We start from the raw sequence: 18702 nt of genomic DNA, 5'->3' as shown, positions 1-18702 counted from the left end.
GAGTTGTCCGCTAACGGCCATGAACTGGAGGGCTGTGGCGAAGTCGAATTTGTCGATGAAACAGGGGGCGACTTCGTGACTTTTATGCCGCCAGTTCCTCGAAATCGATGATGTGCGAGATGTCTTCCAGCGGCTCGATATCGATCGTAACAACGTCGCCCAGATCTAGGTTGGGTGAGCGGGGGACGAGGCAGAAGCGAAACTCTGTCTGATAGGCAAACTTAATATGCTTCATGCTCATGGCCACGTATTTTTGGTTGATAGGCCGAAGAGGATCGACATAAGTCACATTGATTTCATGGACCTCGACATCTTTGCCGAAATGGCTTTTTACGCCTTCTCTCACCCTCGATATAAATGCAGCACGGTTATCGATCTGTAACGCGCCATTGTAGTGGAAATCAAAAACGTGGCGATATCGAAACGTGTTCGACATCGAAAAAAGGTAGTAGTCGGTGGGTGCCTTAATTGGTAACCGAATGTTGTATCGCGCGATCTCATGAAGGTTGATCCCGTCGAGAAGAGACGGGATCACGCTATTCCCGTGATTGAGTTCGATGTATTTGTTAATCTCGTCGTCATCAACGGCGTAACCGTAGCCGCCTTTTCCGTAAACAGTGGCCGGCGTCAGCCTTAACTTTCCATTCGTCCGTAGATCAGCAAGGTGATGCTTCTTACCTAACTTGAAGAGGCCCTTGGTGATTTCAAGCCGTAGAAAGACGGCTCGCCGGGTCTCTAGGTCAAGATTCTTTAAAAAGCCGTCGCCATTCGCGTTGAATGGCCCCGGAAACGGGATTCTCCGCAAACGAAGTTCGTGCAGGCAGTGCGTATACAGTTCAATCCACTTGGGATCTTCCTGGTATGGGACCGGCGAAATAAGAAGTTTTCCCTCTTTCGCGACGAGCGTCGTGATATTGTTAGTTAACACGTCATGGCGAGCACTGAGGTCCGGTAGTGAAAGATTGTGCATATAGCGGTTCTTCTCGTAGTTCCGCTCCCAAGACTGCTGTCGAGTTATGGTCTTTGGTAACTCTCGTTTCATCTTGCAACTCTCTCGGTTTCCACCAGCATATTTGAGACGCTTTTCATAGACGAGGCTGCCAGTGCGCTGACGATGGCCTGCTCGGTGTATCCGGCCGCAACAAGCGCAGGACCAAACTGATAGAGGTCAATCGGCTGCTCAACCGCATAAAGCTCCCGCACTATACCAGCCTTGCGGTCGATCATTCTCGGTCCGGCGAAGGCTTCCAGCCACGAGTGAAGCCCCGGCTAACTGCTCGATCCGTGATAGCCAGTTGCTCGCGTAGATGACCGCAGTCAGCGATGAGCGTTGCAATGGTCGCCCTGGCATCGCCTTGGTGCCAAGCAAGGGCTTCATCGACTGGCCCTAGTGGTTCATCGGGTTTAGCGATTGGGCGCATATCGCCGTTCTCTTATGCGAGCATAGCAAGCGGTTGTTCGTCAGCAGATGGATGTTCTTATTATGTTCGCATGGCGAATTGAGTCAAGGACTAGATTCCTAGATCCGGCGAGTTATGTGGATCACGCGTTGATGCCTAGCGAGATATATACCCGCACAATGACGGCCGCGACAGCGAGGACCAAAACGAACCCATTAATCCAGTTACGGATAAAACGGATGGTCTCATTCAGGCTCGTGCGATCGCCAAACAGGCCTAGTGCAAGAATGAAGCCTATGAGCGTGAAGATTATAAATGCTTGAACCTTCTGTAGGCGTTCGCCAAGAAACGTCGCTCAGGCGCCTAGGTCTACCGCAACGCCATATATTCCGGTGGCTTCTACGCAATGGTTCATCACGTACCTGATGACAATATTCTGCAATAAAGCGTTGAATTCTAGAATTGAACTCTTCTTAAAGTTCGCTTGAGCGCCTAAATTGCGAGTGGACAGAAGGACACCGGGCATGGGTTTGCTTACCGAGATTCAAAACGACGCTCTTTCCGACACGACCCCAGTCGCGACCCTTCTCCGCAAGGTGCTAGTGTTGGCCTCCAACATCGACAGCGATCTGCTTGAGGATTGGGTGCGGCACGAACTTCACGGCTACCCGGCTGATGTCGAGGTGCCGAAGTATCGCACCATGGGTATCGCTTTCAAAGCAAGCGGCGCGACCATCGCTGCGCAGTATAACAACATGCCGATTGCTCAGTTGGTAGTCGAGCGAGCGGCGAAGAACAAAGAGGTCTCCACCTTCAAGTGCCGGCAAGCGATTGGGACAATCCTACCGGATCAACTCGGTGACAGCGGGACATGCAGGCTTAATTTCGACAACTATCTTCCTCTCATCGAACGAGAGATGAATGAGGGCGTGAGCCTCTTTTCGTTTTGGGGTGAGATATCTGCTGCGTTGGTTGTCGGAATAGTTGATGCAGTGCGCAGTCGAGTTCTCGACTTCGTGCTGGCGCTTAAGAACGATACCCGAATGCGGGAGAGATCGACGGTCTAACAACGAAAGCCCCAGAAGTGGAGAAGGTAGTGAGCAATATCTATTACAACACGATCCACGGCAATGTCGGCGTGGCGGGCAATGCAGAGAACAGCACGGTCAATATCACCGTAAACCATGGCAACGTGCAGGAACTCCGTCAGGCTCTCGCTAGCCACGGCGTCGATGATGCAGACTTTATCGAGTTGGAAGCCGCTCTTATCGATGAGCCGAGGATCGAGGCTGAAAAGAAGTTCGGCCCTTAGGTCAACAAGTGGGTTACTAAGATGATGGGTAAGGCCGGTGCCGGTGCGTGGGCTGTTAGCCTTGGTGCTGCGGGCTCTCTCCTCGAGAAGGCCTTGCTTGGGTACTACGGCTATAACTGATCAGAGATTGCTCCGTGCCATTCAGAAATAACACGACGTTCGTTATCGGCGCTGGCGCGAGTGCCGAATTCGGGATGCCTGTGGGCAGCGAACTTGCACAGTCTATTCGTAAAAGCGCATTGCTTCGAAACTTCGGGGGACGAGACCCAATAGTGGGCGATCCAACGATGTACGAAACCTTCGGTCGGCTGTGGTCGCAAGCGTCAGATCGTGAGGAACCGTTAAAGGCTGCAAAGACCATCCACGATGGTATTCACACAGCGGTTAGCATTGACGCCTTCATTGACCGATTTAGTGACGACGAGTTTATACCGCTTGTAGGGAAGATGCTCATCGCTTTGAAGATTGCGAAGGCCGAACGAGAGAGCAGCCTATTTCCCGATAAGTGGAATAACCTTCGAGAATACCCGAGGTCGAAGGCCATAAACTCAACCGGAAAGAGTCTCACAAACCCGGATGACACATGGCTCGGACACTTTTTCCGCATTTTGGTCGATGGCGTAAAAGACCCGGGAAAAATCGGAAACAATATCAGCATTATCTGTTTCAATTACGATCGGTGTATCGAACATTATCTGCGCCATCAAATCGCCGCTGCATATCGCATGAACATCGGGCATGCAGACGAGATAGTAAAATCCATAAACATTATTCATCCCTACGGGACACTTGGTGACCTACCGGTCAACCAAGGTGGAAGTGGCGATCAGTTGCTGGAGTTTGGACAAGAGCGAGATCGGTATTTTCGTCCAGAGAATATTGCCAAGAACATAAAGACATACACCGAGCGGAAACACCAGCCAGCAGGCAACGACCGGCGACTTGTTCAAGGCGTTCAGCGATGCACGCGGTCAGCTTGATGACAAACCACCCCTGGAAATCAAGCATGTGGTTCGTCAGCCTCTCGGATGGCGCACCCGAGGGTCTGCAACCTTGAAGCCCGGTGACGGTGACAACGGCATCGTTCTCCAGAAAGGTGGCATAAAAACCAACGCGTTGTTCAACCTTCGCGAGGAAAACAGCACCACATTCGAGCTTTTCTTAAATCGCCATCCCGAACAGAAGATCGACTACAAGACCGGCGTTGGCATCAAAGACATGGTGAGGAACGACACAGACTTCGTGTACCGTACTGTCAACAAACGCCTGTCGATGGAATTCGATTGGAAGCGGAGGCGGGTGAACATTCGCGATGTCGACGTGGAATTCGAAGGCAAGCGATACAAGCATCTCACCTTCGATACGGTCCCTATTGAAGACCATTCAGCGTTCGACCAAGTGCGCGAGGCTTGGCACACCTACGACAAGAAAAACAAGCACAACTTGAAGCTGACAGAGGATTTTCTCATATTCGAGAAGCTTAGAACTGCAAAGGGTTCACTACCGAGCGCAAAATCTAAATACATTAGAAAACAAGACGGAGCTATTGGAAGGTTGAAGCAGGATATAACGCGTGCATATCAGCAGCGCTTAGCTGGTTTCGATGCGATCCGCATCAAGTACAAGCTAAAGCACGGGATTTTCATGGAAAGCCTAAATGCCTGCGGCATCCCTTGCAAAATCAGTGACATCGACAACGGTAAGAAGGCAGCGTTTGAAACCAATAACTCCCCCGATACCGACGACGTCATTGAAGCCCTGCTAAAACTGAAATCGGACTTTTATCCTGAGATCAAGATAGAACTCTTTCTCCCGGAAGGAACCATGGAAAAACTTCCAAAATCTTCCGAGAAGCTTGCAGCCTAGACGTATCTTTCCCACTCTGATTTTCGAACTTTTTCCATGCCCCCTTCCTACCGTCTGGGGCATGGAAATTTGAAATCCGTAAATCTTTTCTCCCCTCTCCCATATAGAACTTTTACGGATTTTAGATCATAACAGGAACAATGGTTCGGAGCATAGCGACGTCATCACGTAGTGATGGCCTCGTAATTCTTGGTTCCCCACTCCCATATAGGACATTTACGGATTTCCCGGTTTGACCGAATCTGGTTCCTAATTTTTGATTCCACTAAAAGCTAATGCCGCGCCCGTAGAACTCGATGCAGGTGCTACTGAATAATTCTTGAGTACCGATCGAAGGAAGATTCTCGGCAACCCTGGTTGTAGAGTTGTATCTGCCAAGGAGCCTTTTTTGATATCCTTAACGAATTTACTTAACGAGGTTAAAATTTATCACGTTAATCATTCCCTCAGGTTGCACTTTCTCGTAGACTTCGCATAAGTGTTGCAATATTTTACGGATCATTAATAGTTCTTGCCGATTCTAATGGCAGAAATTACCGTAGAGGTTGTGATTTGCTAACTTCCTGAGGGGCAACAATCATGAGTGAAGTCACTGCAATTCGTCGCCAAGCAAAGACGCCAACGCCTACATCTGCAGAAAACCTCGCCTACACGGTGACCATGCTGAAGGAGCTGCGGATAAAAGTTGCGGGGGTGGATTCTATGCTGACCTACCTCTTGGATATGGCCCACGCACAAGCGTCTGATGTTATAAGCGGTGCCTGCAAACCGCAACCGTAACAGCTCTTTCGAAAAAAGGGCAATGAACCAGAAAGCTTTGCGTGCTTCCTAGAAGGCCGCACAACTGCGGCAATGCTCTTGTTAAAAAAAACCAGTGCTACGTCGCGATTGAGGCGAAAACTTAAATACACAAAATGCCGATTCGGCTGATATTTGTTATTCTATTCGCCTCAGCGGAGTGTGCGGCGGCTTTTCAAGTGACACGATTGAAGCTTGGGAAGCATCCGCTCCCTCTCTGCTCCGTAGTTGATCCTTAATCATTTGAACCGCCTCCTCCGGTGACTTTCCCGCCCGCAAGGCAACTCTTGCGACGCCAATAGACATTCGTATTTCGGCGTCATGTTTGGAGCGTTGCGGCATGATCAGACCTGTGTACGGAGGTGCGGCACTGTCGCCAGCTTTATTCATAAAAGTCAATGCACTAATTATGCAAGAGTGAGTAAAATTTTTTTATTTCGACAGACGCAGAAACCCTACTAGGAGGCCATTCTAAGTCTCCACTTTTTGGATTTTGGTAGGACGCAACTTAACAAATTGCCGCCTAATCCACTTCCAAAAAAATCCCCCATAATTTTAGGGATATTCGCTCGCTACGTCTGAGGATACCACGCTTTTACGGGAGGCAAATCCGTCCGAGAAGGCAAAATGTCTGCACGAGAGAATTTCGCTTTAAACCTTAGGCGCCTCTGTATGACAAGAGGAAGCATTTCTGCGGCCGCACGCGAGATGAAAATCCATCGTGCTCAATTGGAAAAATATCTTAGCGGCGAGCGCGAAGCTAGCCCCGCGGTAAGAAAGCACATCGCAGACCATTTTGGCATCGACGAGGCCGCACTGTTTCTCCCGCCCGAACAGTTCAAATTTGACTTGCCACAGCCGAGCAAAATTCAAATCGGTGCCGAAATTCGACTGGCAATGAGCCCGCTCCTAGAGGAGCCAATCGCCTCTATCTCTCAAGGTTTATATCATGTCTATTTTACTGTGCCGGGAACGATGGACCAACTGTTTATGTCCGTGTTGGTCGTTGCACGGGCTGGAAGCACCACTGTATTCAGACGGCTTACCGGGTGGGGTGCAAAACGAGACACGTATTGGTCTCGCTTTCGCGGCGACCACAAAGGGCTAGTGGTCGAGCGACTAAACGTCCTCTCTTTCGTGGCAGCAAATCAAGGTGGACAGCATGAGCCTACGTTGATGCGGCTACGATGGCTACCCGTCGCTGCCCCCCTGTTAGGGGGGCATGCTTTGGTTCTGACCCATGCAGGCCCCTCATTTTCAGCGGTCGTAATGCATCCGCTTCCAACAACCACATCATTGCGGACTGCTATTAAATTCGCCCAGGCTCGCCCATTAAATGACCCGTTGGTGCCGCACCTTGTCCGGGACTTTATTCCCCAGATGCGACGTGAGCTGGTTGAGTGGGTGAAGCGGGATATTCCTGACTAGGCACGTCCTTGCGTTGAATCCGGTACTCTCGAGCAAGCATATCTGCCGCTTCACTCCTTGCCATTCTCAACAGGTATTGCAGGTCCGATGCCTCATCGTCTGCGAACTTCGGTATTTGACTATCCAAGAGTGCCACGAGCGCGCGAAGCGGGAGACACTCAACACTCTCTATATTTGAGGATTGTTTTTGATTTTTGGCATATCGCCCGTACGTCTTTGCCCAATAGTCGCCTTCCATCGCACCCTCCATATAAAAGAATCGCCAGATTCCGGCCTCAATTGTATTGAAACGTAGTCTTAACGTAATTAAATATTTGATAATTCCAATTTAAGTCAGATATATTCGTTTCTTGTGTCAGATCAGCTCAATATATACTTTAGACTGCCGGATTTAATATTTACCTTTTAACGAATTATTTTGAAATAACGCACATCGTTTCCTAGCGGCTGTAGCCCGCTCACAACTACAAAGAGGATGACGATGAAGACCCAATCCACGAAGCCGTCGCAGTCGAAGCCCAACCTCTCTGTCACCCCGGTCAAAACGAAGCCGAACTTCGTCAGCCCTGGGATGATGTACCGCGCTGAATAGTCGGGGAGGGCCCGTCGCCGCCCACGCGACGGGCCACTACTATGAGAATAAGGTCTTCTAGAACGCTAGTTTTCCAGCCTGAAGGCGACCAGCTGATAGCTTGCAACTTCCTCACCAAGAGGGTTTTCGAATGCAGCTATGACCTTCTTGGCTTTCTCCGAAAAATCCCGGATTGGATACCCCTAAAACAGGTGCGAAAACTCGTTCCGGAGTTTTCCTGGCCCGAACTCCGTGAAACAATCGACTCTCTTCTAGATATGTCCGTTCTCGTCCGCGAAGGTGATCCTCTGGCTGAGCGAGAGAATGCTGTCGAGCAGCATTGGAAGTGGGGTCTGCCAACCGCGTTGATGCATTTCACTGTTCAAGATCCTGAATTCATCTCGCTTGACCAGGCAGAAGGCATGCAACGTCAAAAACTTGCAAGTCATGGAGCCATTAGTCTCTTTCATTTGAATAGCCCGGAGCGCGCCATTGCACTTCCTAAGGCAAGCGGAACAAGTTCGCTTTTGGGCCTGATGGAAGCACGACGCACTAGGCGCCAGGGCAGAGACCAAGCCATTCCGCTGGCAATCCTATCGGAATGCCTCTATGCCGGTATGGGCATCACTGGCGAAACGCAAAATTGCGTGGGTAAGCTTCCGCTTGGAATGACCCCTTCAGGCGGCGCACGCAATCCTTATGAGGCTTATGTATTGGTGCGCCAAGTAGAAGGTCTTGCAGAAGGAATTTACCACTATTCGGCCAAGGAGCACTCACTGGAATGCTGCCTCCCAGGAGCTACTCCGCCCTTTTCAGAATTGGTAGGTGGCCAAGAATGGGCCGAGACCATGCCTTGTATGGTACTCCTATGTGCACATCTAGATCGGACTATGTGGAAATATGCCGACGCAAACGCATATAGAGTTGTCATGATCGAAGCCGGACATATCGGCCAAAATGTGATGTTAGCCGCTACACAACATGGACTAACTGCTTGTCCAACCGCAGCGCTACGGCACTCATGGATTGGAAGCCTGCTTGGGCTCAACAACCCTACACATGCACCTATATACGCTTTAACGCTGGGATATCCCTCAGGGCTGTAAACGAGATGACGCGCTTGGTGCGGTGGGCACAACTCACCAGTTTCTGCCCCAACAATCCGTCTCATCGTCCTCGACATATTCATGCACACTATCGCACTTTACTACGTCGCTCTTTCGCAAGGCGCCTACGGCAGTTGTACCAATAAGTGAGAGCACCCTTTTCCGTCAGTGCTGCGCCCTCGATGAACGCTTTGACGATCACGTCCTGCTCCATGCCTTCAAGCTTTTCGTAAATCGCTAGGGCGGTATCGATTTTGGATTTTCCAGCCTCGATCATTTTCCGTCCTTCCGCGATCGCTACTGCGATGACAGCCTTGTCGGTCGGAACGGTTGCGGTCGGTTTTGCCTTGGTCATGTCGCCTCTCCTTGTTCGGTGAGACGAGGATCCATTTTGTCACCGGGTTAGACAACGCGGATCGAGATGCGGCGGGGGAGGAATAAATCTCAAATCAGACCTGACTTGAACACGACCGTAGGCATTTTCAAAAACGCGATTTAAATCGCTCTGGAAAATCGAGGAATTTGGTCAGCACCCTCGCCCGGAATTGGTCTCAAATGACGACCGTTCATTTGGAAGACCATGCTGGAACGAGGTGGGCGGTTCCTGGTGCCACTCGGGTGCGCTGCAATTCATTACGACCATGCGCGAGACCATTTCGTAAACATCGGCTTACAGAAGGTCCGTTCCTTTCGAGAACTGGTGCGATTTCTGTGCTGCTCGCTGGCAAAAATTCCGAGGAAATTCGCAAGCAGGAACGCTCTTAAATCACTGATCATATTTGTAAATATGTGATTACAGCCAGCTTATACAACCATTGCGAGTAGCCTTGTGAAGCCGACAGGCTACCATTACATCATACCCGCAGGCGGCGCCGAGGCCGCAGTCATTCAACAGTTCGCGGGGTGTGTCAAGCGGAGGAGCGTGCGGGCCTTCGCTTGACACACGTCAACCCCACCTTTTCTGAGGCAATACAGGTCAATCTGCATCGATGAAGTCGGCCCGTTCACACAGGCCCACGCATCAAATCAGAAAATCGCGCGCATCGAGATCTTTCAGCCTGAAATCGCTCAGCATGATAATATCGGTGCCGCCAAGCTTGATGTGGACGTCATCTCCGACCTGAACGGCCTTGCTGATTACCGACTTGATTGACGCGAAATTATAGGAACGCAGGTCGATATTATCGACATTATCTTCGAAATCCTCGATCCTGTCCTGGCCATAGCCCTTGTTAAACACGAAGCTATCGGCATCCCTACCGCCGATAAGGGTGTCACTGCCCTTACCTCCGTCTATCCAATCTTTACCAGCACCGCCATTAATCACATTTGCAGCCGCATTGCCGAAGAGCTTTTGCCCGAACTCATTCCCGGTAAGCTTGATCTTTTTGGCCGGAGAGTCCGAACTAGCGTAGAGGCTTTCCACCTCTACTCCGGCACTCAGCGTGTAACTCACGGAGGTGATAACACGATCAAAACCATTTCCTTTCGCTTCAACAATGATATCGCCTGCAGAATCGACATAGTAGGCGTCGTTGCCGCCTCGGCCATCCATCGTATCTATGTTTTCCATACCATCAATGATGTTGTCACCACTATTTCCGATGATGACGTTTCGCAGCGCATTCCCGGTCGCGTTTATGCTTGCCCGCCCAAGCAAAGTAAGATTCTCGAAGCCATCCTGCAGCGTATAGGAAATGCCAATTTTTACAGTGTCGATCCCATCATCTGTATTTTCGTAAATTCGGTCATACTTATCGAGGATATAGGTGTCATTTCCCGATCCTCCCTCAAGAACGTCACGCCCCAAGCCGCCAATCAGGACATCGTCGCCATCCATTCCAGTGATGTAATCGTTACCTGCACCGCCATTTAAGCGATCATTTTTCCATGATCCGTCAAGGTTGTCCTGACCAGATCCGGCTACAATATCCACTGAATTAAAAACACCGCCATCGAATATAAATCCAGAGAACCGAATAGTTCCGCCATTTTCCACCGAAATATCCGATTTAACATCAGAGAAATTCGCCCGAAGCATCTCAAAATTCATAAGAGAGAACGACCCTCTTGTCTTTGAATCAATAACGACGGTGTCGACACCGTAACCGCCGCCAAACATACTTTGAGCGTTTTCCTTTCGTCCTCCCATGTAGAACGTGGGAGACAAATTCATTCCCCGGACATCCAGCGTGTCATCGCCACGACCGAACGCCATGGAAAAGTGCTCAAAACCACTGATTTTTGTATTATTTGGTAGCGTTATCTCAGATGACAGCTGAGAGGACACCTTGAAATAGATATTGGTGCGGACCGTATCGAAGGACAACCCTATGTGGTCTATTCCTGCCCCACCTCTAACAGTTGTGGAAAGATATCCAGAAATAATGTCATTGCCCGGGCCGCCGTCAAAAATCGTGTTTTTATGCGGGTCTTCGTTGCTGGCCCAACCCATCCGGTCATTGCCTGCACCACCGTAGATTTCAATAGCGCCACCGAGGTTGGCGTTCGTAAAAACATCGTTCCCGCTGCCACCCTTGATGAACATGCTCTTCACGTTCCAGAGTATGCCGCTAAAGCCACCGAATTCGATAGTCGAGCCATTCCAGTTTACGGCAGTGTTAAGCTTCGAAAAATCAGCTTGAAGAACCTCGAAACCCTGGATGGAAGCAAACCCGGTGGCGAGATGATCGATAAAAACGGTATCTTTGCCCGTGCTCCCTGAAAAATAACTGCCCGACTTATAATCTTTCCCGAAAGTCGCTCCTCGAATATCAAGGGCGTCATCACCGCTCCCAAAAGTGAATTCGAACTTTTCGAAGCCGGAAATGAATGTTCCAGGCTGCAAGGCGACATCGCCAAGACGCTGCTTTCCAACATCAAAAGTGATACTCTCCAGATATCCCTTGGCGCTGAATACGAGCGTATCAAAACCAAGCCCGCCGCGCATAGTTGCGCCTGTTGTGCCCCTTATAAGATCGTCGCCTGCCGCACCATCGACGATCTCGCCAGCATGCGCGGTAATTTCATCGTTGCCGCTGGTGCCTTGTGCGGAAGCTACAAAATTCATCACAACCCTATTCTTGCTCTAATCAACCAGAAAGATCAATTCTAAGTAGCAAAACGACATCGGCTTGACTAGAATCCGGAAGGAAATTTTTTTAAACAAAGGTAATCCGCAGAGGGTGTTTCAACTGCATACGAGAGCGAAACCAGCCGAGTCGCGTATATCACGCGTTAATCGGCAAGGAATAGCCTGCCTCCTGTTGGCCACATCGACTTCAGAGGCGTCTAAGCCATAAAGCCTTCGGCAAGTTCGATTTCGTTCTCTAGTTTCTCACCAGCCGATCATCCGACCGCTCGATCAGCTTGGGCATGATCAGCGTCTGCAGCGCCTCCGGCGCTTCCCCTTCCATGCGGCGCAGAATGTAGCGGCCGAGCATTTCGCTCGGTTCGTGGATCGGTAGGAAATAGGTGGTGATGGGCGGGGCGAAGTATTGGCTGACGTTCAGGTCGTCGGTGGCGTTGATCACGGCGTCGCGGCCGTGCACGAGGCCGCGGGCATGGAAACCGGAGAAGGCGCCCAGCGCTGAGGCTTCGTTGGCGCAAATATAGGCGGTCGGCGGGTTTGGAAGGCCCGACATGTGCAGCACGTTTTCGCGGCCGAAGGCGGGCGTGAGGTGGCCGTGGGCGGTGAGCGCCGGATCAAAGGCCAGGCCGGCGATATCGAGGGCCTGGCGGTAGGCTTCCAAGCGGGTCAGCGAATAGCTGAGGTCCGCCATCGGGTTGATCAGCGCGATGCGGCTGTGGCCGCGCTCGGCGAGGCGCGCCACCGACAGGCGGATCATCTGCTCATTGTCGGCATCCACATAGGCGTGCGGGGCGTTGTGGATCGTCGTGCCGTAGGTGACGAAGGGGAAATCCGCCTCCTGCATGAGGCGCACGCGCGGATCGTCGGCATGGGTGCCCGACACGATGATGCCGTCGGCTTTCTTCAGCGAAACGATCTGGCGGATCGTGGCGATGCTCTCCTCGAAGGAGCGCACGGCATAGAGCGAGACGCGAAAGGGACTGTCCTCCAGCGCCCAGGAGATGCCGCTGAGCAGCTGGGCATATTCGACGCCCTCCCATTCGTTCTGCTTGGGACCGGGCGCCGTCATGATCGCCGCGACCTGATAGGTCTTTCCCGTACGCAGCTGAACGCCATGCATGTTGAGCTGATAGCCGACGCGTTCGGCAGCGGCCACGACGAGGGCGCGGGTTTCCGGCCGCACCTGCGGGCTGTCGTTCAGCGCCTTCGATACGGTGGCGATCGAAAGGCCGGTCTCCTGCGCGATGGTCTTGATCGTGGGTCTTGACATAAAAAGCCCGTCTCGCCGTGGCGCCGCAAAGAAGCGCGGCTCACCGCACAATAAAAACGTTTAACTTTAATGTAAAGCGCCCGAACGCCGGGGTCAGCCGGCGCGGAAATGCTTGGAGAGCTTCAGGCCCTGCGCCTGATAGTTCGAGCCGAGGCCGGAGCCATAGAGGCCTTCCGGCGCATCGAGCATGTGCTCATAGACGAGGCGGCCGACGATCTGGCCGTGCTCAAGGATGAAGGGCACTTCATGGCTGCGCACTTCCAGCACCGCGCGACTGCCCGAGCCGCCGGCCGGCGCATGGCCGAAGCCGGGATCGAAGAAGCCGGCGTAGTGCACGCGGAACTCGCCGACCAACGGATCGAAGGGCGTCATTTCGGCCGCATAGAGCGGCGGCACATGCACGGCTTCGCGCGAGACGAGGATGTAGAACTCATCGGGATCGAGGATCAGCTCGTTGCGGCCCCGGCTGAACAGCGGCTCCCAGAAATCGAAGATGTCGTGCTGGTTCTTGCGGTCGACATCGACGACGGAGGTGTGATGCTTCCCGCGATAACCGATCAGGCCCTCCGGGCCGGTGCCCTTAAGATCGATCGAAAGCGCGATGCCGCCGCCCGAGACGTTCGGCGTCTCGCTGGCGACCAGCGTATCGGACCCATGCAGCGCCAAGAGCTCGGTCTCGTCCAGCAGGGCCTTGCCCTTGCGGAAACGGATCTGCGACAGGCGCGAGCCGCGGCGTACGACGATGGGGAAGGTGCGCGGCGAGATTTCGAGGTAGAGCGGGCCGGAATAGCCGGCCGGGATCTTGTCGAACTCCTGCGCGCGATCGGTGATGACGCGGGTGAAGATATCGAGGCGGCCGGTGGAGCTCTTTGGGTTCGCGGAAGCTGCGAGGTCTTCCGGCAGATCGAGGCTTTCCATCAGCGGCACGATATAGACGCAGCCGGTTTCCAGCACGGCACCTTCGGAGAGATCGATGACATGGAGCTGCAGCCGGTCGAGCTTGTCGGCGACCAGATGCGACGGCCCCGGCAGGAAGCTGGCGCGCACGCGAAACGCCTTGGCACCGAGACGCAGGTCGAGGCTTGCCGGCTGGATCTGGTCCGCATCCAGCGCGGCTTCGCTCTTCAGCCGTCCGCTGTCGAACAAGCCGCTGATGGCGTTGTCCGCCAGAATGCCCGTGCTGCGCGTCGCAGAAGCCATGATAATCCCGTCCTGTCAGAGGGTTCGCACAAAACCAAATGCCGGCAATTGACGCAAGCGCGGGCGCGCAGTATTAGCAGATTATCCCGTGGTGATTTGGCCGGTCGGCTTGCAGCCACGTTAAACAAGTAGCTAAAAAGGCCGGGTTCGAAACCGGCCTGCTTTTGCGGCCGGTTTTTTTGTTTGAAGGCAACGATCACATGAGCAAGTCCTGGCGCCCAGCCACTCAACTCGTTCACGGCGGAACCACCCGCTCCCAGCACGGCGAAACCGCCGAGGCGATCTTCCTCACGCAGGGTTTCGTCTATGACACCTCTGCGGCGGCCGAAGCCCGCTTCAAGGGCGAGACGGACGGTTTCATCTATGCCCGCTACGGCAGCCCGACCAACGACATGTTCGAAAAGCGCATGTGCATGCTGGAAGGCGCGGAAGACGCGCGCGCCACGGCATCCGGCATGGCCGCCGTCTCCGCCGCGATCCTCTGCCAGCTGAAGGCCGGCGATCATATCGTCGCCGCCCGCGCGCTCTTCGGCTCCTGCCGCTGGGTGGTCGAGACGCTTGCGCCGAAATACGGCATCGAATGCACGCTGATCGACGGCCGCGACCTCGCCAACTGGGAAGGCGCGATCCGGAAGAACACCAAGGTCTTCTTCCTGGAAAGCCCGACCAACCCGACGCTCGAAGTCATCGACATCGCCGGCGTCGCGAAGCTTGCCAACCAGATCGGCGCCAAGGTCGTCGTCGACAACGTGTTTGCGACCCCGCTCTTCCAGAAGCCGCTGGAACTGGGCGCGCACGTCGTTGTCTATTCCGCCACCAAGCATATCGATGGCCAGGGCCGCTGCCTCGGCGGCGTCGTGCTTTCGGACAAAGAGTGGATCGACGAGAACCTGCACGATTACTTCCGCCACACCGGCCCGGCCATGTCGCCGTTCAATGCCTGGACGCTGCTGAAGGGCATCGAGACGCTGCCGTTGCGCGTCAAGCAGCAGACGGAGAATGCGAGCCGCATCGCCGATTTCCTCGCCGACCAGAAGCAGATCGCGCGCGTGATCTACCCCGGCCGCAAGGACCATCCGCAGGCCGATATCATCGCCAAGCAGATGACCGGGGGCTCGACGCTGGTGTGCTTCGAAATGAAGGGTGGCAAGGACGCGGCCTTCGCGTTGCAGGATGCGCTGGAGGTCGTGAAGATTTCCAACAATCTCGGCGACGCCAAGAGCCTGATCACGCATCCGGCAACGACGACGCACAAGAACCTGACGGACGAGGCCCGCACCGAGCTCGGCATGTCCGCCGGCACCGTGCGCTTCTCGGCCGGCATCGAGGACAGCGACGATCTGCTCGAAGATTTCGCGCGGGCGCTTTCCAAGGTCCAGGCCTGATTTTCGCACGCGAGAACGGACAAATACGGAGGCACCGGCCGACAAAGCCGGTGCTTCTTTGCTTATCCTTGACGAAACCATAATCCTGTACAATAGCAGGACCTAATCAGTTCAAGGCTTGCCTATGTATCGTGCGCTGACCCGCGACATCGAAGTGACCGTCGAGCCGTATTATCTGGCCGATCAGTCCGATCCCGACGACAGCCGTTATGTCTGGGGATACAGGGTCGTCATTTCCAACCACTCCGACATCGCCGTTCGCCTCGTGACGCGCTACTGGAACATCACCGACCAGAACGGCCAGGTGGACGAGGTCAACGGACCCGGCGTCATCGGCGAGCAGCCCGTGCTGCGTCCCGGAGATACCTACGAATATTCCTCCGGCTGCCCGCTGGAGACACCGTCCGGCATCATGTTCGGCCGCTACCGCATGGAAGCCGAAAACGGCGAAGCCTTCGACGTCGCCATTCCCGCTTTTTCGCTGGATACGCCGGGGCAGACGCGCACGCTGAATTGAGCATTGGGTGGATTGCCCCTCATCCGGCCTGCCGGTCACCTTCTCCCCGCAAGCGGGGCGAAGGGACATCGCCGCACTGTTTTCCTGAAATCACTTTCGTAGACGCAAGGCGGGGCCTTGCATCCCTCTCTTCTCCCCGCAGGCGGGGAGAAGGTGGCGGCAGCCGGATGAGGGCATACGCTGCCTTACTCCGGCAAAACCTCCGCCGCTTCGAAGCGGTAGGTCGTCGAGCAGAATTCGCAGGTCACCGCGATTTCGCCCTTCTCGTCGGCCGTGTGTGCGATGTCGTCGGCGCTGAGGCCGGCGAGAACGCCCTTCAGCTTCTCGCGCGAGCAGGAGCAGCGGTCGAAGACCTGCTGCGGTTCGTAAACGCGCACGCCGCGCTCGTGGAAGAGACGGTACAGCAGCCGTTCGGTGCCGACATTGGGATCCGTCAGCTCGTCGGCGTCGATCGTCTCGACCATGGCCTTGGCTTCGGCCCAGGTGTCGTCATCGGCGATCTTCTGCCCAGGCTCGTCGCCGTCACCACCCGGCAGGTCGGCCTGCCGCATGCGCTCCGGCGCCTGCGGCAGGAACTGCGCGACCATGCCGCCGGCCCGCCAGCGATGGCGGGATTTACCGGCCTCGTCGCGGTCATAGAGTTCGGCGACGCCAAGGCGCACCTTGGTCGGGATCTGTTCCGACTGGCGGAAATAGACGCCGGCGATCTCTTCGAGCGTATGGCCGTCGAGCGGAACGATGCCCTGGTAGCGCTGCGTATGCGCGCCCTGGTCGATGGTGAAGGCAAGAATGCCCTTGCCCAGTAGTTCGTGCGGCTCCGTTGCGCCGGCCCCGATCGCCGCGTCGAGCGCGTCCTGATCGAAACGGGCATAGGCGCGCACGTTCTCCGACGCTGAAAAATCCGCGACCAGCAGGTCGACCGGGCCGTCGCCCTTGGTCTGGACGATCAGCTTGCCCTCGAATTTCAGCGAGGTGCCGAGCAGCACGGTGAGCGTGATGGCTTCGGCCAGCAGGCGCGCGACGGGGGCCGGATAGTTGTGCCGGCCGAGGATGGTGTCGAGCATCGGGCCAAGCTGCACGGCACGGCCGCGCACATCCAGGCCTTCGACCTGGAACGGCAGGACATGGTCGTCGCCGGCAAAGCCGACTTCACCGAGTTTCAGGGCACTTTCAGCCATCATCGTTCTGCTCCTTGCACACCGGGAAGCCACCGGGCCATGGGCCCGGCTGCTTTCGACCGGCGTTCTACCGTGATTTGAGCGCGCTCTAGCCCGATCATTCCATACCGGGCGGGCATACGCCAGAGAAAGCACCTTCCGGCGCTTCGTGATGGCCCCTAGATCGTGCGGGCGGCACGGTTTTTCAAGACGCGCCTCAGACGGCGCCGAGGCACCAGGCGAGGATCGACTTCTGCGCGTGCAGGCGGTTTTCCGCCTCGTCGAAGACCACGGACTGCGGGCCGTCGATGACCTCGTCCGTCACTTCCTCGCCGCGATGCGCCGGCAGGCAGTGCATGAAGAGCGCATCCTTGTTGGCGCGCGCCATCAAGGTCTTGTTGACCTGATAGGGCTGGAAGATGTTGTGACCGCGGGCGCGGTGTTCCTGGTTCATCGAGACCCAGCAGTCGGTGACGATGAGGTCGGCGCCATCGACGAGCGCCTCCGGGTCATGGCCGAGCAGGATGTTGCCGCCATTGTCACGCGCCCAGTTGAGGATCTTGTCGTCGGGCTCGGAGCCCATCGGCACGGCCATCTTCATCGTATAGCCGAAGCGGGCGGAGCCCTCGACGAAGGAATGCAGCACGTTGTTGCCGTCACCCGTCCAGGTGAAGGTCTTGCCCTTGGCCGAGCCGCGATGCTCCTCGAAGGTCATGACGTCGGCCATGATCTGGCAGGGATGCGTCAGGTCCGTCAGCGCGTTGATGACGGGCACGGTGGCGTGCTCGGCCAGCTCCAGCAGGCGATTGTGGTCCGTCGTGCGGATCATGATGGCATCGACATAGCGCGACAGCACCTTGGCCGTGTCGCCGATCGTCTCGGCGCGGCCGAGCTGCATTTCCGTGCCCGACAGGAACAGCGTCTCGCCGCCGAGCTGGCGCATGCCGACATCGAAGGAGACGCGCGTGCGGGTCGAAGGCTTCTCGAAGATCATCGCGAGCATCTTGCCGGCGAGCGGTCGCTCTTCCTTGCCGGCCTTGTTGGCTGCCTTGCGCTTGTGCGCATCGTCCATGATGACGCGGAGATCGCTTTCCGAAACGGCGGAAAGGTCGAGGAAATGCTTGGCCATGATGTATCCTGTCTGTCCCGGTCTCTGATCAGGCGGCTTTCGCCGCCGTCAGCTTTTCGGCTGCGCGCTCGATGCGGGCGAGCCCTTCGCGTGCTTCCTCGGCGGTGACGGTGAGCGGCGGCAGGAGCCGCAGCACATTGTCGCCAGCCGGCACGCCCAGCAGTTTTTCCGCGCGAACGGCCGCAAGGAGTTCGGCGACGGGAATCTTCGCCTTGATGCCGAGCATCAGGCCCTCGCCACGCACGTCCTCGATGACCTCGGGGAAACGATCCTTCAAGGCGGCAAGGCCCTGACGGAAGACGAGCGCGACATCGCGCACATGGTCGAGGAAGCCGTCTTCGAGCACGACGTCGAGCACGGCATTGCCGACGGCCATGGCGAGCGGATTGCCGCCATAGGTCGAGCCATGCGTACCGGCGACCATGCCGGAGGCGGCCTCGTTGGTGGCAAGGCATGCGCCGAGCGGGAACCC

General features: G+C 55.3%; 18 protein-coding genes and 1 riboswitch. Of the genes, 9 read left to right on the top strand and 9 right to left on the bottom strand.

Annotated elements, in window-relative coordinates:
- Positions 1–82 precede the first annotated feature (82 nt).
- The gene (locus ACOZKU_RS21895) at positions 83–970 is read right to left on the bottom strand and encodes a hypothetical protein (protein ID WP_421580669.1); all 888 of its coding nucleotides are present in this window, start codon (positions 968–970) and stop codon (positions 83–85) included.
- Between the two features lie 68 nt (positions 971–1038).
- Entirely contained in the window at positions 1039–1227 is a 189-nt protein-coding gene (locus tag ACOZKU_RS21890; protein ID WP_421580668.1) for a hypothetical protein, read from the bottom strand.
- A gap of 697 nt (positions 1228–1924) precedes the next feature.
- Here ACOZKU_RS21890 and ACOZKU_RS21885 point away from each other — a divergent pair.
- From ACOZKU_RS21885 to ACOZKU_RS21855, 7 genes are all read left to right on the top strand, one after another.
- A complete protein-coding gene (locus ACOZKU_RS21885; protein ID WP_421580667.1) occupies positions 1925–2467 on the top strand; it encodes a hypothetical protein in 543 nt (180 codons plus the stop codon).
- A gap of 29 nt (positions 2468–2496) precedes the next feature.
- On the top strand, positions 2497–2712 hold the full coding sequence (locus ACOZKU_RS21880) for a hypothetical protein (protein WP_421580666.1): 216 nt from the start codon (positions 2497–2499) through the stop codon (positions 2710–2712).
- Positions 2713–2999: 287 nt separating this feature from the next.
- On the top strand, positions 3000–3692 hold the full coding sequence (locus tag ACOZKU_RS21875) for a hypothetical protein (protein WP_421580665.1): 693 nt from the start codon (positions 3000–3002) through the stop codon (positions 3690–3692).
- The gene (locus ACOZKU_RS21870; protein ID WP_421580664.1) at positions 3655–4578 is read left to right on the top strand and encodes a hypothetical protein; all 924 of its coding nucleotides are present in this window, start codon (positions 3655–3657) and stop codon (positions 4576–4578) included. The genes ACOZKU_RS21875 and ACOZKU_RS21870 overlap by 38 nt, the downstream gene beginning before the upstream one ends.
- Before the next feature lie 579 nt (positions 4579–5157).
- Positions 5158–5358, top strand: a complete 201-nt coding sequence (locus ACOZKU_RS21865) for a hypothetical protein (protein ID WP_421580663.1) — start codon at positions 5158–5160, stop codon at positions 5356–5358.
- 690 nt (positions 5359–6048) lie between these two features.
- Entirely contained in the window at positions 6049–6804 is a 756-nt protein-coding gene (locus tag ACOZKU_RS21860; RefSeq protein WP_421580662.1) for a helix-turn-helix domain-containing protein, read from the top strand.
- A 633-nt stretch (positions 6805–7437) separates the two neighbouring features.
- Positions 7438–8481, top strand: a complete 1044-nt coding sequence (locus ACOZKU_RS21855; protein ID WP_421580661.1) for a SagB/ThcOx family dehydrogenase — start codon at positions 7438–7440, stop codon at positions 8479–8481.
- A gap of 88 nt (positions 8482–8569) precedes the next feature.
- Here ACOZKU_RS21855 and ACOZKU_RS21850 read toward each other — a convergent pair whose 3' ends face one another.
- The 4 genes from ACOZKU_RS21850 to ACOZKU_RS21835 all read right to left on the bottom strand — a co-directional run bounded on the left by ACOZKU_RS21850 (position 8570) and on the right by ACOZKU_RS21835 (position 14042).
- Positions 8570–8836, bottom strand: coding sequence for a hypothetical protein (locus tag ACOZKU_RS21850; RefSeq protein WP_421580660.1), 267 nt, complete (start codon positions 8834–8836; stop codon positions 8570–8572).
- 666 nt (positions 8837–9502) lie between these two features.
- Positions 9503–11551, bottom strand: coding sequence for a calcium-binding protein (locus tag ACOZKU_RS21845; RefSeq protein ID WP_421580659.1), 2049 nt, complete (start codon positions 11549–11551; stop codon positions 9503–9505).
- A 259-nt stretch (positions 11552–11810) separates the two neighbouring features.
- On the bottom strand, positions 11811–12842 hold the full coding sequence (locus ACOZKU_RS21840) for a LacI family DNA-binding transcriptional regulator (protein ID WP_421580658.1): 1032 nt from the start codon (positions 12840–12842) through the stop codon (positions 11811–11813).
- A 93-nt stretch (positions 12843–12935) separates the two neighbouring features.
- A complete protein-coding gene (locus tag ACOZKU_RS21835) occupies positions 12936–14042 on the bottom strand; it encodes a 2'-deoxycytidine 5'-triphosphate deaminase (protein WP_421580657.1) in 1107 nt (368 codons plus the stop codon).
- Positions 14043–14120: 78 nt separating this feature from the next.
- Positions 14121–14199: riboswitch (SAM riboswitch) on the top strand.
- 43 nt (positions 14200–14242) lie between these two features.
- Between ACOZKU_RS21835 and ACOZKU_RS21830 the strand changes: the two genes are divergently transcribed.
- Entirely contained in the window at positions 14243–15427 is a 1185-nt protein-coding gene (locus tag ACOZKU_RS21830; RefSeq protein WP_421580656.1) for an O-succinylhomoserine sulfhydrylase, read from the top strand.
- A 124-nt stretch (positions 15428–15551) separates the two neighbouring features.
- Positions 15552–15944: a Co2+/Mg2+ efflux protein ApaG gene (gene apaG / locus ACOZKU_RS21825; protein WP_244761177.1), complete on the top strand. Its 393-nt coding sequence runs from the start codon at positions 15552–15554 to the stop codon at positions 15942–15944.
- Positions 15945–16129: 185 nt separating this feature from the next.
- On the opposite strand, the gene ACOZKU_RS21820 is transcribed toward apaG, so the two are convergent.
- The 3 genes from ACOZKU_RS21820 to ACOZKU_RS21810 all read right to left on the bottom strand — a co-directional run.
- Positions 16130–17122 carry an Hsp33 family molecular chaperone gene (locus tag ACOZKU_RS21820; protein ID WP_421580706.1) on the bottom strand — a complete coding sequence of 331 codons (993 nt, stop codon included), beginning with the start codon at positions 17120–17122 and terminating at the stop codon, positions 16130–16132.
- Positions 17123–17318: 196 nt separating this feature from the next.
- Positions 17319–18230, bottom strand: a complete 912-nt coding sequence (argF, locus tag ACOZKU_RS21815) for an ornithine carbamoyltransferase (protein ID WP_314090177.1) — start codon at positions 18228–18230, stop codon at positions 17319–17321.
- A gap of 28 nt (positions 18231–18258) precedes the next feature.
- A partial coding sequence (locus tag ACOZKU_RS21810) for an aminotransferase class III-fold pyridoxal phosphate-dependent enzyme (protein WP_421580655.1) occupies positions 18259–18702 on the bottom strand: 444 nt, incomplete at its 5' end.

Source organism: Shinella sp. M31, from assembly GCF_049199205.1.
Lineage (GTDB): Bacteria > Pseudomonadota > Alphaproteobacteria > Rhizobiales > Rhizobiaceae > Shinella.
Note: the sequence above shows the minus strand (reverse complement) of the source record. Positions and strands in the feature narration are given on the sequence as shown.